The organism is Stenotrophomonas sp. 01N47 (assembly GCF_056399165.1).
The window spans coordinates 165,352-179,552 of the sequence record NZ_JBFTQU010000005.1 but is presented as its reverse complement, the minus strand read 5'-3'; the positions used below and the strand labels follow the sequence as shown (position 1 = coordinate 179,552).

At 67.5% G+C, this 14,201-nt stretch carries 14 protein-coding genes; 13 read left to right on the top strand and 1 reads right to left on the bottom strand.

What is annotated here, in order from left to right:
* The first annotated feature begins 115 nt into the window (after positions 1–115).
* The 5 genes from AC1DKR_RS10590 to AC1DKR_RS10570 all read left to right on the top strand — a co-directional run bounded on the left by AC1DKR_RS10590 (position 116) and on the right by AC1DKR_RS10570 (position 6,257).
* Positions 116–3,214: a response regulator gene (locus AC1DKR_RS10590; RefSeq protein WP_478032745.1), complete on the top strand. Its 3,099-nt coding sequence runs from the start codon at positions 116–118 to the stop codon at positions 3,212–3,214.
* Positions 3,211–4,035, top strand: coding sequence for a CheR family methyltransferase (locus AC1DKR_RS10585; RefSeq protein ID WP_032951761.1), 825 nt, complete (start codon positions 3,211–3,213; stop codon positions 4,033–4,035). Before AC1DKR_RS10590 ends, AC1DKR_RS10585 begins: the two co-directional genes overlap by 4 nt.
* A complete protein-coding gene (locus AC1DKR_RS10580) occupies positions 4,035–4,610 on the top strand; it encodes a chemotaxis protein CheB (RefSeq protein ID WP_312786775.1) in 576 nt (191 codons plus the stop codon). Before AC1DKR_RS10585 ends, AC1DKR_RS10580 begins: the two co-directional genes overlap by 1 nt.
* Entirely contained in the window at positions 4,607–5,746 is a 1,140-nt protein-coding gene (locus tag AC1DKR_RS10575; protein ID WP_478032743.1) for a hybrid sensor histidine kinase/response regulator, read from the top strand. The genes AC1DKR_RS10580 and AC1DKR_RS10575 overlap by 4 nt, the downstream gene beginning before the upstream one ends.
* 82 nt (positions 5,747–5,828) lie before the next feature.
* Positions 5,829–6,257 (top strand): BLUF domain-containing protein, encoded by a 429-nt coding sequence (locus tag AC1DKR_RS10570; RefSeq protein WP_478032741.1) that lies wholly within the window; start codon positions 5,829–5,831, stop codon positions 6,255–6,257.
* A 3-nt stretch (positions 6,258–6,260) separates the two neighbouring features.
* Here the strand turns inward: AC1DKR_RS10570 and AC1DKR_RS10565 are convergent, their stop codons facing one another.
* Positions 6,261–6,548, bottom strand: coding sequence for a metalloregulator ArsR/SmtB family transcription factor (locus tag AC1DKR_RS10565; RefSeq protein WP_478033241.1), 288 nt, complete (start codon positions 6,546–6,548; stop codon positions 6,261–6,263).
* Positions 6,549–6,665: 117 nt separating this feature from the next.
* On the opposite strand from AC1DKR_RS10565, the gene AC1DKR_RS10560 reads away from it, so the two are divergent.
* The 8 genes from AC1DKR_RS10560 to AC1DKR_RS10525 all read left to right on the top strand — a co-directional run bounded on the left by AC1DKR_RS10560 (position 6,666) and on the right by AC1DKR_RS10525 (position 14,186).
* A complete protein-coding gene (locus AC1DKR_RS10560; RefSeq protein WP_478032739.1) occupies positions 6,666–7,103 on the top strand; it encodes a YeeE/YedE family protein in 438 nt (145 codons plus the stop codon).
* Complete coding sequence (locus tag AC1DKR_RS10555; RefSeq protein ID WP_478032737.1) at positions 7,100–7,513, top strand: DUF6691 family protein; 414 nt, start codon at positions 7,100–7,102, stop codon at positions 7,511–7,513. Before AC1DKR_RS10560 ends, AC1DKR_RS10555 begins: the two co-directional genes overlap by 4 nt.
* A 63-nt stretch (positions 7,514–7,576) precedes the next feature.
* Positions 7,577–8,629 carry a linear amide C-N hydrolase gene (locus AC1DKR_RS10550; protein ID WP_478032735.1) on the top strand — a complete coding sequence of 351 codons (1,053 nt, stop codon included), beginning with the start codon at positions 7,577–7,579 and terminating at the stop codon, positions 8,627–8,629.
* A gap of 42 nt (positions 8,630–8,671) precedes the next feature.
* The gene (locus AC1DKR_RS10545) at positions 8,672–9,391 is read left to right on the top strand and encodes a helix-turn-helix domain-containing protein (protein WP_478032733.1); all 720 of its coding nucleotides are present in this window, start codon (positions 8,672–8,674) and stop codon (positions 9,389–9,391) included.
* Positions 9,392–9,458: 67 nt separating this feature from the next.
* The gene (locus AC1DKR_RS10540; protein WP_309909018.1) at positions 9,459–10,409 is read left to right on the top strand and encodes a DMT family transporter; all 951 of its coding nucleotides are present in this window, start codon (positions 9,459–9,461) and stop codon (positions 10,407–10,409) included.
* 138 nt (positions 10,410–10,547) lie between these two features.
* A complete protein-coding gene (locus tag AC1DKR_RS10535; protein WP_442244783.1) occupies positions 10,548–10,685 on the top strand; it encodes a hypothetical protein in 138 nt (45 codons plus the stop codon).
* Positions 10,686–10,770: 85 nt separating this feature from the next.
* Positions 10,771–13,275, top strand: coding sequence for a bifunctional aspartate kinase/homoserine dehydrogenase I (thrA, locus tag AC1DKR_RS10530; RefSeq protein WP_478032731.1), 2,505 nt, complete (start codon positions 10,771–10,773; stop codon positions 13,273–13,275).
* Positions 13,272–14,186: a homoserine kinase gene (locus AC1DKR_RS10525; protein ID WP_478032729.1), complete on the top strand. Its 915-nt coding sequence runs from the start codon at positions 13,272–13,274 to the stop codon at positions 14,184–14,186. The genes thrA and AC1DKR_RS10525 overlap by 4 nt, the downstream gene beginning before the upstream one ends.
* Positions 14,187–14,201: the final 15 nt, after the last annotated feature.

The window sequence follows — 14,201 nt, the reverse complement described above, 5'->3', positions numbered from 1 at the left end:
GTAGGCAGTAGAGTGTGAAGAAGGTGTGCACGAAACGCCCGTGCCATTGGTCGTATGCGGCTGAATGCGACACGGAGTAACATCAGCCCCCTTTTCCAATATGGAACCGACCTTCATGCGTCCTGGTGCGACTACGCGTGACCGCTGGATCTGGATGACGTCGGCGGTGCTGGTGGCGGCCACGGCCGCGCTGGAACTGGTGGTGCCGCTGGGCTACGCCGTGTGGCTGGCCTATTTCATGGCCATCGGGGTCACTGTGTTCCAGCGCAGCGCCCGGGTGCCGTTCGTGGTTGCCGTCAGCGCCTGCGTGCTGCTGGCGGTGGGCTACAACGTTGCGCCGGCCAGCAACAACTCATCCTTCTCGTTCGTCAACCGGTCGATCGGTGGCGCGGCTTTCCTGATGATCGCGCTGATCGCATCGCGTGCCATCCAGGCGCGGCGCGAGGCGATGCGTGCGCTGTGGTTGCAGGAAGCGGAGAACGCGGTGGCGCTGGGCCTGCGCGGCGAGCTGGCACCGGAACAGATCGCCGAAGCCGCGGTGACGGCGCTGGCGACCCACCTGCGTGCGGACGTTGGAGCGCTCTATCGGCTGGATGGTGGCCGCCTGCAGCTGACCGGTGGACTGGCATTGCCGACCGGTATCCCGGCGACACTGGGCCTGCAGGAAGGAGTGGCAGGCCAGGTGGCCCGCGACCAGCTGACGCGCCACCTGCAGGGGGGCGAAGCGGCGCCGCTGGAACTTCAGACCAGCCTGGGACGTGTGCCTGTGCGCGAGCGCATCCTCGCCCCGGTCAGCAGTGACGGTGCCGTGGTTGGCGTGATCGAGCTCGGCCGCTCGGTCGTGGGCGATCAGCGTGCACTGGATGACGAACTGCTGGAGCGCTGCGCCGAAACGATCGGCATGGCACTGCGCACCTCGATGCTGCGCGGGCAGCTGATGGTGCTGCTGGAGGAGTCACAGCGCCAGGGCGAAGAGCTGCAGGCACAGCAGGAAGAACTGCGCGTGGCCAACGAGGAGCTGGAAGAGCAGAGCCGCAGCCTAATGCAGTCGCAGACGCATCTGGAACAGCAGCAGGCCGAGCTGGAACAGAGCAATGTGCAGCTGGAAGAACGCACCCACGAGCTGGAGGCGCAGAAGCAGGCGCTGCTGGTGGCGCAGGGGCAGCTGGTGCGCAACAGCAATGAACTGGCCGCCACCTCGCGCTACAAGTCCGAGTTCCTGGCCAACATGTCGCACGAGCTGCGCACGCCGCTGAACAGTTCGCTGATCCTGGCCAAGCTGCTGGCCGACAACAAGGACGGCTCGCTCAGCGACGAGCAGGTCAAGTACGCCCGCGCCATCCTGTCCTCCAACAACGACCTGCTGGCGCTGATCAATGACATCCTCGACCTGTCGCGCATCGAAGCAGGGCACGTCGAACTGGCCGATGAAGTGGTGGTGGTCGACAGCGTGCTGCAGCGGCTGCGTGAGACCTTCGAGCCGATGGCGCGGCAGAAGGGCCTGGCGCTGCAGATCGAGGCCGATGGCCTGGCCCCCAGCCAGCTGGTGGCCGACAACCAGCGCCTGCAGCAGATCCTGAAGAACCTGCTGGCCAATGCGGTCAAGTTCACCGAGCACGGCAAGGTGAGCCTGCACGTTCGCAGCGGTGGCAATGGCCGGATCCGATTCGAAGTGGCCGACAGCGGCATCGGCATCGCACGCGACCAGCTGCAGCTGATCTTCGAAGCGTTCCGCCAGGCCGATGGCAGCACCCGCCGCCGTTACGGTGGCACCGGCCTGGGCCTTTCGATCTCGCGTGACCTTGCGGTGCGCATGGGCGGTGACATCCAGGTGGACAGCGAGCCGGGCCGGGGCAGCTGTTTCATTCTGGAATTGCCACTGCAGGGCGCGCCGACAGCCGAGGCCGCGGCAGGCGCCGCAGCACCGGTGCCCGTGCAGCCGGTACCCGCGACCACCGCGGCACCAGCCCCCCTTGCCCAGCGGTCCAGTGCCGCGCCGGTGGCAGCGGTGGCCGATGACCGCGGCCGCCGCCGTCATGCGGGGCGCTTGATCCTGGCCGTGGAGGACGATGCGGTCTTCGCAGAAGCCCTGGTGACGCTTGCGCACGAACTTGATTTCGACTGCGTGGTGGCCACCACTGCTGAAGAGGCGCTGGCGCTGGCGGCGGACCTGCGTCCCAACGGCATCCTGCTGGACATCGGCCTGCCCGACGTCTCCGGCCTGACCGTGCTCGAACGACTCAAGCGCAATCCCGATACCCGGCACATTCCGGTGCATGTGGTCTCGGGCATGGACCGCGGCCAGGTGGCACGCGAACTGGGCGCGATCGGCTTTGCGATCAAACCGACCACGCGCGAGCGCCTGGTGGCTGCCATCGAACAGCTTGAACAGACCAGCCAGCGCGACGTGCGGCGCCTGCTGATCGTGGAGGACGACAACGATCTGCGCCGCAACCTGGAACTGCTGCTGGGCCGCGATCAGCTGCAGATCGCCGCTGTCGGTACGCTTGCCGCAGCGGTGGAGCAGCTGAGCACGGTCACCTTCGACTGCATGGTGATGGACCTGTCGCTGCCGGACGGCAGTGGCTACGACCTGCTCGAGCACATGGCAGGCAATGATGAGGTGGGCTTCCCGCCGGTCATCGTCTACACCGGCCGAGCCCTCAGCCGCGAAGAAGAGCAGCGCCTGCGCCGCTACTCCAAGAGCATCATCATCAAGGGTGCGCGCTCGCCCGAGCGCCTGCTCGACGAGGTGACGCTGTTCCTGCACAGCGTGGAGGCCAACCTGCCCAGCGACCAGCAGCGCCTGCTGCGCGAAGCGCGTCGCCGCGACACCGTGCTCGACGGACGCACCGTGCTGCTGGCCGAGGACGACGTGCGCAACATCTTCGCGCTGTCCAGCGTGCTGGAGCCGCTGGGGGTGACGCTGGAGATTGCCCGCAACGGCCAGGAGGCCGTCGACCGCCTTGCCCAGCGCGAGGTGGACCTGGTGCTGATGGACATCATGATGCCGGAGAAGGATGGCCTGCAGGCGATGCGCGAGATTCGCGCGCAGCGCCACCTGCAGGACCTGCCGATCATCGCGCTGACCGCCAAGGCCATGCCCGATGACCGTGAGCGCTGCCTGCAGGCCGGTGCCAACGACTACATCGCCAAGCCCATCGACGTGGACAAGCTGGTGTCGCTGTGCCGGGTCTGGTGCTCGCGGCAATGAACGAGCAGGCGCTGTTCGACCTGGAGCTGAAGGTACTGCTGGAAGCGCTGTACCAGCGCTACCACTACGACTTCCGCAGCTATGCGGTGTCCTCGCTGCGCCGTCGCGTCAGCCAGGCCATGCAGCGCTACGAGTGCGAGCGCCTGTCGGACCTGCAGCATCGGCTGCTGCACGAGCCGGAGCTGTTCGCCCAGGCGATGCAGTTCTTCACCGTGCAGGTCTCGGAGATGTTCCGTGACCCGGAGTATTTCCGGCAGATGCGCGAACAGGTGGTACCGGTGCTGCGCACCTATCCCTCGGTAAAGCTGTGGGTGGCCGGCTGCAGTACCGGCGAGGAAGTGTGGTCGCTGGCGATCCTGCTGCACGAGGAAGGCCTGCTTGAGCGCAGCATCGTCTACGCCACCGATATCAACCCCGCTGCACTGGCCACGGCTGAGGCCGGCGCCTATGGCATCGACCGCCTGGCCCAGTTCAGCCGGAATTATCTTGCCGCGGGCGGCACCGCTTCACTGTCGGACTATTACAGCACCGCCTACGACGGCGCGGTCTTCGACCGCCAGCTGCGCCGCAACGTGGTGTTCGCCGACCACAGCCTGGCCACCGACACGGTGTTTTCGGAGGTGCACCTGGTCTCGTGCCGCAACGTGCTGATCTATTTCAACCGTGACCTGCAGGATCGCGCGGTGGGCCTGTTCCGCGAAGCCCTGGTGCATCGCGGCTTCCTCGGCCTGGGCAGCAAGGAGTCGCTGCAGTTCGGCCGTCATCACGATGCGTTCGAAGCCTGTTCGCGGGAGCACCGCCTGTATCGGAAGGTGGCCTGATGGCGACGATGCCCCGCCCCGAAGTGGTGGTTATCGGCGCATCGGCCGGTGGCGTGGCCGCCCTGCAGATCGTGCTTGGCGCGTTGCCGGCCACCCTGCCGGTGCCGGTACTGGTGGTGCTGCACCTGCCGCGCGACCGTTCCAGCCGCATTGCCGATGTGTTGGCGCCGTACTGCGCTTTGACCCTGCGGGAAGCGGAGGACAAGCAGCCCCTGCAGGCCGGAACGGTGACGTTCGCACCGCCGGACTACCACCTGCTGGTGGAGGACACGCAGGCCATCGCACTATCGATGGACGAACCGGTGCTGTTCTCGCGGCCGGCCATTGATCCGCTGTTCGAATCGGCCGCAGCCGCGTTCGGCATGGGCGTGCTGGCGATCCTGCTGACCGGTGCCAGCAGCGATGGCAGCGATGGCGTGGCCGCGGTGCGCGCCGCTGGCGGCCAGGCGTGGTTGCAATGTCCCGAGGAGGCCGAGGCATCGATGATGCCGGCCTCTGCCCTGCAGCATGCCGGCGCCGACGCCGTGCTGCCCCTTGAACTGATGTGTCGTCGCCTGAAGGAGTTGTTTGCATGAACCTGCTGCCGCCGGACCCTGCCCAGTCGCAGGCGCCGGTCAACCTGCTGATCGTCGACGACGTGCCGCAGAACCTGGTGGCCATGCAGGCGCTGCTGCGCCGCGAGGGCGTCAACCTGTTGCTGGCGGACTCTGGCGCGCAGGCGCTGGAGCTGCTGCTGGAGCACGAGGTAGCGCTGGCGCTGCTGGACGTGCACATGCCGGAGATCGACGGTTTCATGCTGGCCGAGCTGATGCGCGGCTCGCAGCGCAGCCGGGATGTGCCGATCATCTTCCTGACCGCCTCGCCGGATGATCCGCTGCGGGTGTTCAAGGGCTACGAGACCGGCGCGGTGGATTTCCTGCACAAGCCGGTGGCGCCGCAAGTGATCCTCAGCAAGGTCAACGTGTTCATCGAGCTCTACCAGCAGCGGCAGCTGCTGAAGGCGCGCAACGAAGCGCTGGAGCGCGCGTTGAAGCTCAACGAGACCATGGCCGCGGTGCTCACCCACGACCTGCGCACGCCGCTGTCGGCCATCCTGCTGTGTGCCGACAAGCTGTCGCTGGAACTGCCGGACGACAATGCCGGTGCGCAGCAGACACTGAGCTACCTGGAAGCCAGCACGCTGCGGATGGCACGCATGGTCGAGCAGTTGCTGGACTTCTCGCGGATCCGCAGCGGTGGCCTGCGCCTGCAGACAGGTGCATGTGACCTGGCCGAGGTGACGCGTGCGGTGCTGGTGGAGGCCGGTGCCGGCCATCGAGCCGATCGTATCGCCCTGGATGTCCGTGGCGATGCGACCCTGCAGGGCGACATGGATCGCCTTGGTCAGATCGTCGCCAACCTGGTCGGCAATGCACTCACCCATGGCGCCGACGCGACGGTGCAGGTGCAGGTCGATGGTGGCGATGCACGTGTGGTCGCGCTGCGCGTACGCAATACCGGCCATGTCGATGAGGCGTTGCTGCCGCGCCTGTTCGAACCCTTCAAGGCCAGCTTCCATCAGAGCAACGGGCTCGGACTGGGGCTGTACATCGTTGACCAGTTCGTGCGTGCCCATGGTGGACGGTTGAGCGCGCGCAACGAGGCGGGGCACGTGGTGTTCGAGGCGCTGCTGCCTCGTCGTTCCGATTTGCGTAGTCCGGCGGTTTCCTGAATTCTTCAGCTGGCGCGTGAGCGAACTGAGACGGGCTCGTCCGCAACTGCTACCGTGGCACCATTCTTGCAAAGGAAGCTCCATGCCACTGCGTGCCATCGCCTATGTCAGCCAGGCCAAGCCGGATCTGTCCGCCGAGCGTCTGCAGACGCTGGTCGAGGATGCCGCGCGCTTCAACAAGATGGCAGGGGTGACCGGCGTGCTGCTGCATGACAGCGAGCGTTTCCTGCAGTACATCGAAGGTCCGCCTGATGGCATCGATTCGGTGTATGAGCGCATTCTGCAGGCCGGCAGCCATGTCGACATCGTCGAACTGGCGCGCGGCCGGGTAGGCCAGCGTCAGTTTCCGTACTGGGCGATGCGCGTGTTGCCGGTGGACGCCGCGCTGCTGCGTCAGCTTTCCGCAGGCGACTGGTCGGGATTCGCCCGCTCGGTGAACGGTGACAGCGTCGTGCTTACGGCGGTGGATCTGTTGGCCGAGGTCGTGCGGCCGGTGCTCAGCGCGGGCTGACCGCTAACGCTGCGGGGCGCAGTACGCCGCGTGCAATGCCTGCAGCACCCCCAGCGCCGGGCCTTCCAGCAGCCGATAGTGCAGTGCCTGTGCCTGCCGCCGCGTTGCCACCACATCCAGATTGCGCAGCACGGCCAGATGCTGTGACAGCGCCGATGCGCTCAGACCAGTCAGGGCCTGCAGTTCCGGCACCGGTGCTTCGCCTTCCACCAGGCGACACAACACACGCAACCGCGCCGGGTGTGCCAGCGATTTCAGCAGGGCGGCCGCCTGTGCGGCATGCGTGGCCATCGCGGCACTGTCGGTGGTGATGCTGGGCACGGCTTGACCCGGTAGTTCAGGAAAGTCTAATTTAGAGAAATCTAAATTGAAGGGCAAGCCGATGCGTGCGATGCAGAGGGGCAGGGCATGAACCTGCCATGGGCGGCAATTGCAGGCGGCGGCCTGATCGGTGCGTCGGCGGTGCTGCTGCTGGCCACGCTCGGTCGGGTGGCGGGCATCAGCGGTATCACCGCCGGCGCCGCGGCCGCACCGCGTGGTGATCGTGGTTGGCGCTGGGCCTTCCTGCTCGGACTGATGCTGGCTGCTGCGGCGGTGTTGCGCTGGCAGGCGGGCACGGGGCAACCACCAAGCGCCTTGCTGCGTGACGCACTGCCGGCCTGGCAATTGATCGGTGCCGGTGTGCTGGTGGGCTTCGGTACGCGGCTGGGCAATGGCTGCACCAGCGGCCACGGTGTCTGCGGCCTCGCCCGTGGTTCACGACGATCCCTGGTGGCGGTGCTGGTGTTCATGGCCTGCGCGATGCTCACCACGTTCCTGGTACGCCACGGCGGAGGCCTGGCATGAGCCGCAGCGTCTGGTTCGCAGGCACGGCCGGTGGCCTGTTCGGTGCCGGTCTCGCGCTGGCCGGCATGACCGACCCGCGTCGCGTGCTCGGTTTCCTCGATGTGGCTGGCGACTTCGATCCCACGCTGGCCTGGGTGCTGGCGTCGGCGCTGCTGGTCAGTGCACTGGGTCAATTCTGGCTGCGGCGGCGGCAGCGGCCATGCTGCGCCGAGCGCTTTCAGCTGCCGACGACGCAGACTGTCGACGCGCGTTTGCTGTTGGGGGCTGCAGTGTTCGGCATCGGCTGGGGCTGGGTCGGCTATTGCCCTGGGCCAGCGCTGGCCGCGTTGGCGGTGGGGGCGCGCGAAGCCCTGTGGTTCGTGCCAGCAATGGCCGCCGGTTTCTGGCTGCATGATCGCTGGTGGCGTTGAGGCTTCACGTTCATCTCACCGTTGCGGGGTTCAGATCACCCTTCCCGGGGAACGGAGCACGACATGGCACGGAAGAAATGGAAAGGCAGCGCGTTGCTGGCGGCGGCGCTGGCGACGGCGGCAATGCCGGCGATGGCCTGCACGCGCGCGGTGTATCTGGGCGACAACGGTGATGTCATCACCGCCCGCTCGATGGACTGGAAAGTGGACGTGGCCACCAATCTCTACGTGTTGCCGCGTGGCATGGCGCGCACCGGAAAGGCGGGGCCGGGGTCGATCGCCTGGACTGCACGCTACGGCAGCGTGGTAGCCACCGGCTATGACATTTCCACCACCGATGGCATGAACGAGAAGGGCCTGGTCGCCAACCTGCTGTGGCTGGTGGAGTCGGAATATCCGGCCCAGCGCAGCGGCAAGCCCGGCCTGTCGATCTCTTTGTGGGCGCAGTACGTGCTGGATAATTTCGCGACGGTGGAAGAGGCGGTGACCGCCCTGCAGCGCGAGCCGTATTCGATCGTCACCGACAAGGTGCCTGGCGAGGACCGCCAGGCAACGCTGCACCTGTCGCTGTCCGATGCGACGGGTGACAGCGCGATCGTCGAATACATCGGCGGGCGCCAGGTGATCCACCACGATCGCCGCTACCAGGTGATGACCAATTCGCCGATCTTCGACCAGCAGTTGGCGTTGAACAGCTACTGGCAGCAGATCGGTGGCACCGTGATGCTGCCGGGCACCAACCGTTCGGCCGACCGCTTCGCGCGCGCGTCGTTCTACATCAACGCGATTCCGAAAGCGGAAGATCCGGTGGAGGCGCTGGCCAGTGTGTTCAGCGTGATCCGCAACGTATCGGTACCGTTCGGCATCACCACGCCGGGCGAGCCCAACATCTCGTCAACCCGCTGGCGCACGGTCGCCGACCACAAGCGGCGCCTGTACTTCTTCGAGTCGGCGCTGACCCCGAACACGTTCTGGGTCGATCTGACCAAGGTCGATTTCGGCGGCAAGGTGCTCAAGCTTGATCTGGGCCGCGACCAGCGCAATACGTTTGCCGGGGATGTGCTGCAGCACTTCGTGCCCAGCGCACCGTTTACCTTCCTCGGCGTGGAGGGTTAGCGCAACATTGCGGCCCGGCAGCGGCGCGCGCACACTGGGCGAATGGGCGCCATTTTCCATCTACGGCACTACGGCCAGGCCACCGGCCTGGATCGCCACGACTATGCGCAGTGGGTGCTGCCACTGCTGGGTGAGCTGCAGTTCGAGACGGAGGGCAGGGGTGGCCGTCTTGACCTTCTGCAGGGGGCATTCGTGGCTGCCGGCGAGGCGCACGACCAGATGGCCGATGGTCCCAACGGTTTCGTGATTGTCGACTGCGGGCCGGGTGTGCTCGATGACGCGACCCAGGAGTATCTGTGCCGGCAGCGCTGGCTGCATCTACCTGCGTCACTGCGGCAGCGGCTTGCCCGGGTGCAGGCAGGGCAGCCGGTGCCTGCGCTGTTGCCGGAACTGCTGAGGACCTTCGCGCCTGCCGGTAGTGGTGCCCGCCTGCAGGGCCTGTGCGCTGCGGTCGAGGCGATGCCGGGTCAGGCGTGGTCGGTAGCGCGCATGGCCGCCTTTGTCGGCATCAGCGAAAGCCGCCTGCATGCGGTGTTCCGGCGTGAGTTCGCGCTCAGCCCGCAGGCGTGGCTCAGTGCCAGCCGGCTGCGCTGGGCCAAGCACCAGTTGCGGGTCAGCCCGGCATCGATCAGCGACATCGCTCTGGCCGCAGGGTATTCCGAGCAGAGTGCACTGACCCGTGCGCTGCGCCGCGAATGCGGGCAGACGCCGGCGGCATGGCGGCGAGCCACGCCCGACGCCGCGGAAGCGAACCGCCAGTAGCCTCGGTCAAGACCGGCGGGCAAGGGGCCGCTTACACTGCGCGGCCCGTTCTTGCTGTGAACCTGCAATGCGCAACAACCCGATTGCCCTGGGCATCGCCAATGGCATCGCCGCCGGTGCGCTGTGGGGCGTGGTCTTCCTCGCGCCCGCCGTGTTGAGCACGTTCAATGCCCTGCAGCTTTCCGCCGGCCGCTATCTGGTCTATGGCCTGATCGCCGTGGTCCTGCTGCTGCCGCGCTGGAAGCGGCTGGCGCCGAAGCTCGGTCGCGCCGAGTGGATCGGCCTGTTGTGGCTGAGCCTGGCCGGCAACCTGGTGTACTTCCTGCTGTTGGCCACGGCGGTGCAGTGGGCCGGTGGCGCCGCTGCTTCGTTGATTGTCGGCCTGATTCCGGTCGTGGTCACCCTGGTGGGCGTGCGCGAGCAGGGTGCGGTGCCGTTGAAGCAGCTGCTGCCGGCGCTGGCGCTGTGCGTGCTCGGCGTAGCGATGGTCGGCTGGGAGGCGCTGATGTCCGAGCATCTGGGCACGCCTTGGCGGCAACGCCTGATCGGCCTGCTGTGCGCGTTCGGTGCGTTGTTCTCGTGGGCGCTGTATTCCATCGGCAACAGCCGCTGGCTGTCGCGGCGGCCCGACCTTTCCAGCCACGACTGGTCGCTGCTGACCGGCGTCACCACCGGCGGGTTGTCGCTGCTGCTGGTGCCGATGGCGTTCAGTGGACACAACGAGGCGCATACGGCTGCGCAATGGGGTGGTTTCTGGGCCATCAGCGCCGGCGTGGCGGTGGTCGCCTCGATCCTCGGCAATGCGTTCTGGAACCGGGCCAGTCGCCTGCTGCCGCTGACCCTGACCGGGCAGATGATCGTGTTCGAGACCCTGTTCGCGCTGCTGTACGCCTTCGCCTGGCAGCGGCGCTGGCCCAGCCTGCTGGAGCTGCTGGCGATCGTGCTGCTGGTGGGCGGGGTGCTGTTGTGCGCGCATGCCCATCGCACGCCGCGCGCAATCACCGAACATGTCGGCTGAATCGACGCACTGAGGCCGACGATCACCTGTTGGTCTCAGTTGCAACCAAATGCCGGCACGTTGGCCGATGATCGCCGCAAAGAAATATTGCGCCGCAACACTTGACAGCGACCATCGCGGCGGTGTTTTCTGTACGCCATGGTCCTTGATGCCGCCACTGCCCGCCTGATCGACTCCGCTGCTGCGGGCCGTTCGACTGCGCCGGTCGCCATCACCACCACCATTACCACCACCACCGTCACCACTGCCCTGGTGCGGCCCGTCGTCTTCGTGTAACTCCCGAAAACAACGGCCCCGCACCATCCAGGTGACGGGGAAACTCGACCACCTGCATGCGACGGGGCCTCCAACCGAGGTCTGCATGTCTTCCATCGCCCCCGCCCATTCGCCTGCCGCGTCCGCACTGGCCGCACCGTCCACTGTCGTGCACAAGTTCGGCGGCACCTCGGTGGCCGACGCCGAGCGCTATCGCCATGTCGCCGGCCTGCTGCTGGCCCGCCCCGAGTCGTTGCAGGTCAGCGTGGTCTCGGCCATGAAGGGGGTTACCGATGCGCTGATTGAACTGGCGCACCTGGCAGCCCAGGGCGATGCCGGCTGGCAGGAGGCGTGGCATGCGCTGCGCGCGCGGCATCGGGGTGCCGCGGTAGCGCTGCTGGGTGAGCAGGTGGGCGATACCGTGGACTGGATCGATGCACGCTTCGATCAGTTGGCCGAGGTGCTGGCCGCGCTGGCGGTGATCGGCGAACTGCCACGCGAGGTGCTCGACCGCGTGCAGGGCCTGGGCGAAGTGTTCTCCGCACAGTTGCTCGGTACCCACCTGCGCGCGCTGGGCGAGGACTGCGCGGTGCTGGATGCACGCGATGTGCTGGTGGTCGGCCACGGCGAACTGGGCGTGGATGTCGACTGGGATGCCAGTGCCGGCCGCCTTGCCGCGTGGCGGCTGCAGCACCCGCAGTCGCGCGTGGTCGCCACCGGTTTCGTCGCCCGCGACCGCCAGGACCGCGTCACCACGCTGGGCCGCAACGGCAGTGACTACTCCGGCGCGATCTTCGCCGCACTGTTCGCCGCCGATGAACTGCATATCTGGACCGACGTCGACGGCGTGCTGTCGGCCGACCCGCGGCTGGTGCCGGAGGCCGTGCAGCTGCACGCGCTGAGCTACGACGAGGCCTGCGAGCTGGCCTATTTCGGGGCGAAAGTGGTGCATCCGCAGACGATGTCACCGGCGATCCGGCTGGGCCTGCCGATCTTCATCCGCAATACCTTCCAGCCCAGCCATCCGGGTACGCGGATCAGCGCCGAGCGCTCGCCACGTGGCCCGGTGAAAGGGCTGACGCTGAGCACGGATCTGGCCCTGCTGAACCTGGAGGGCACCGGCCTGATCGGCGTGCCGGGTACCGCCGAACGCGTGTTCGCCGCGCTGCGCCAGGCGCAGGTCTCGGTAGTGATGATCTCGCAGGGCTCTTCCGAACATTCCATCTGCTGCGTTGTCCGTGCGGGTGAAGCGGCGCGCGGTCGCGATGCGGTGGTGCACGCGTTCTCGCACGAGCTGGCTGCTGGCCAGGTTCAGCGCGTGCAGGTCAGCGAGGGAGTCAGCGTGCTGGCCGCGGTCGGCGATGGCATGGCGGGCCAGCCGGGCGTGGCCGCGCGGCTGTTCGAATCGCTGGGCCGGGCGCAGGTGAATATCCTGGCCATCGCGCAGGGGTCCTCCGAACGCAACATCTCGGTGGCGGTGGCAAGCGCCGACGCGACCCGCGCGCTGCGTGCCGCGCATGCCGGGTTCTGGCTGTCGCCGCAGACGTTCGCGGTGGGGGTGATCGGTCCGGGCAATGTTGGCGCTGCGCTGCTGGACCAGCTGTTGGCGGCGCGCCCGCAGTTGTTGGCCAAGGCCAATGTCGATCTGCGCCTGCGCGCGCTTGCATCCCGCTCGCGCATGCGCCTGGAGGCTGATGGCCTGCATGAAGACTGGCGCCAGGCGCTGCAGGACGTCGGCCAGGCCAGCGATCTGGACCACTTCACCGAGCACCTGTTGGCCGCGCATCTGCCGCACGCGGTGGTGATCGACTGCAGTGGCAGTGCCGAGGTTGCCGAGCGCTATGAAGGCTGGCTGGCCGCCGGCATCCATGTGGTGACCCCGAACAAGCAGGCTGGCGCCGGTCCGCTGGCACGCTACCAGCGCATCCGCGCGGCGGCGGCGGCCAGTGGTGCGCGCTTCCGCTACGAGGCCACGGTGGGTGCCGGCCTGCCGGTGATCACCACGCTGCGTGACCTGGTGGATACCGGAGACGAAGTGCTGGCGATCGAAGGCATCTTCTCGGGCACGCTGGCCTGGCTGTTCAATCGTTTTGACGGCAGCCAGCCGTTCTCGGCACTGGTCACGCAGGCGCGCTCGATGGGCTACACCGAGCCGGATCCGCGCGACGACCTGTCCGGTGTGGATGTTGCGCGCAAGCTGGTGATCCTGGCCCGCGAGGCCGGTCACGCGCTCAGCCTGGAGCAGGTGCAGGTGGAGAGCCTGGTGCCGGCGTTGCTGCGCGAAGGAAGCGTGGATGATTTCATGGCCCGCCTGGGTGCCTCCGATGAGGCGCTGCTGGCCCGGCTGCACGATGCCCGCCAGCGCGGTGCGGTGCTGCGCTATGTCGCGCGGCTGGGGCCGGATGGCGCGTCGGTCGGGCTGCAGGAGCTGCCGGCCGACCACGCGTTCGCCAACCTGCGGCTGACCGACAACGTGGTGCAGTTCCGTACCCGCCGCTACTGCGACAACCCGCTGGTGGTACAGGGCCCGGGCGCGGGCCCGGAAGTCACCGCTGCCGGCGTGTTCGCCGATCTGCTGCGGGTGGCGGCCGGCGAAGGAGCGCGGCTGTGATCGCACGCGCTTTCGCACCCGCATCGGTGGCCAACGTGGCGGTCGGCTTCGACATCCTGGGCCACGCCATCGCCGGTATCGGCGATACGGTGAGCGTGCGCCGCATCGACGAACCGTTGGTGCGCATCGATGCGATCCGTGGCAGTGCGGTCGAACTGCCGCTGGATGCGCCAGGCAATACAGCAGGGGCCGCGCTGATCTCGCTGCGTGCAGCGCTAGGGCTGGGCTTCGGTTTCGCCATCGAGATCGACAAGGGCATTCCGTTCGGCTCCGGCATGGGCGGATCGGCGGCTTCCTGCGTGGCCGCGCTGGTGGCAGCCAATGCACTGCTGGACGCACCACTGCCGCGCGAAGCGCTGTATCCGTTCGCACTGGATGGCGAAGCCGTGGCCAGCGGTGGCCGCCATGGTGACAACGTCGGCCCGCTGCTGCTGGGCGGCGTGGCGCTGTGCACGGCTGATCGCCTGGTGCCGATTCCGGTACCGGCCAGCTGGCACAGCCTGCTGGTGCATCCGCATGCGGTGCTGGAGACCCGGCGGGCACGACAGGCGCTGCAGGGCAGCTATGCGCTGGGCGAATTCGTCGCGCAGAGTGCCCACCTGGCGCTGGTGTTGAGCGGTTGCCATCGCAGCGATGCCGCGCTGGTGCGCGCCGGCCTGCGCGATGTGCTGGTGGAACCGCGGCGGGCGGGCCTGATCGTGGGCTTCGACGCGGCACGCGACGCTGCACTGGCCGCCGGCGCGATGGGCGCAGGCATTTCCGGCGCCGGGCCCAGCGTCTTTGCCTGGTTTGAAGATGCCGACCAGGCGCGCGCGGCAGCGCAGCCGGTGCGTGCGGCGTTTGCCGCTGCCGGCTTCGACAGTGATGCCTGGATCTCGCCGCTGGATGCACCCGGAGCCTGCTTGTGCTGAATCCTTCCTCCCTAC

What these genes read in the sequence shown, in the direction of transcription:
- AC1DKR_RS10590 (WP_478032745.1), top strand. Translation starts at nt 116, where the DNA reads ATGCGTCCTGGTGCGACTACGCGTGACCGCTGGATCTGGATGACGTCG.
- AC1DKR_RS10585 (WP_032951761.1), top strand. Translation starts at nt 3,211, where the DNA reads ATGAACGAGCAGGCGCTGTTCGACCTGGAGCTGAAGGTACTGCTGGAA.
- AC1DKR_RS10580 (WP_312786775.1), top strand. Translation starts at nt 4,035, where the DNA reads ATGGCGACGATGCCCCGCCCCGAAGTGGTGGTTATCGGCGCATCGGCC.
- AC1DKR_RS10575 (WP_478032743.1), top strand. Translation starts at nt 4,607, where the DNA reads ATGAACCTGCTGCCGCCGGACCCTGCCCAGTCGCAGGCGCCGGTCAAC.
- AC1DKR_RS10570 (WP_478032741.1), top strand. Translation starts at nt 5,829, where the DNA reads ATGCCACTGCGTGCCATCGCCTATGTCAGCCAGGCCAAGCCGGATCTG.
- AC1DKR_RS10565 (WP_478033241.1), bottom strand. Translation starts at nt 6,548, where the DNA reads ATGGCCACGCATGCCGCACAGGCGGCCGCCCTGCTGAAATCGCTGGCA.
- AC1DKR_RS10560 (WP_478032739.1), top strand. Translation starts at nt 6,666, where the DNA reads ATGAACCTGCCATGGGCGGCAATTGCAGGCGGCGGCCTGATCGGTGCG.
- AC1DKR_RS10555 (WP_478032737.1), top strand. Translation starts at nt 7,100, where the DNA reads ATGAGCCGCAGCGTCTGGTTCGCAGGCACGGCCGGTGGCCTGTTCGGT.
- AC1DKR_RS10550 (WP_478032735.1), top strand. Translation starts at nt 7,577, where the DNA reads ATGGCACGGAAGAAATGGAAAGGCAGCGCGTTGCTGGCGGCGGCGCTG.
- AC1DKR_RS10545 (WP_478032733.1), top strand. Translation starts at nt 8,672, where the DNA reads ATGGGCGCCATTTTCCATCTACGGCACTACGGCCAGGCCACCGGCCTG.
- AC1DKR_RS10540 (WP_309909018.1), top strand. Translation starts at nt 9,459, where the DNA reads ATGCGCAACAACCCGATTGCCCTGGGCATCGCCAATGGCATCGCCGCC.
- AC1DKR_RS10535 (WP_442244783.1), top strand. Translation starts at nt 10,548, where the DNA reads ATGGTCCTTGATGCCGCCACTGCCCGCCTGATCGACTCCGCTGCTGCG.
- thrA (WP_478032731.1), top strand. Translation starts at nt 10,771, where the DNA reads ATGTCTTCCATCGCCCCCGCCCATTCGCCTGCCGCGTCCGCACTGGCC.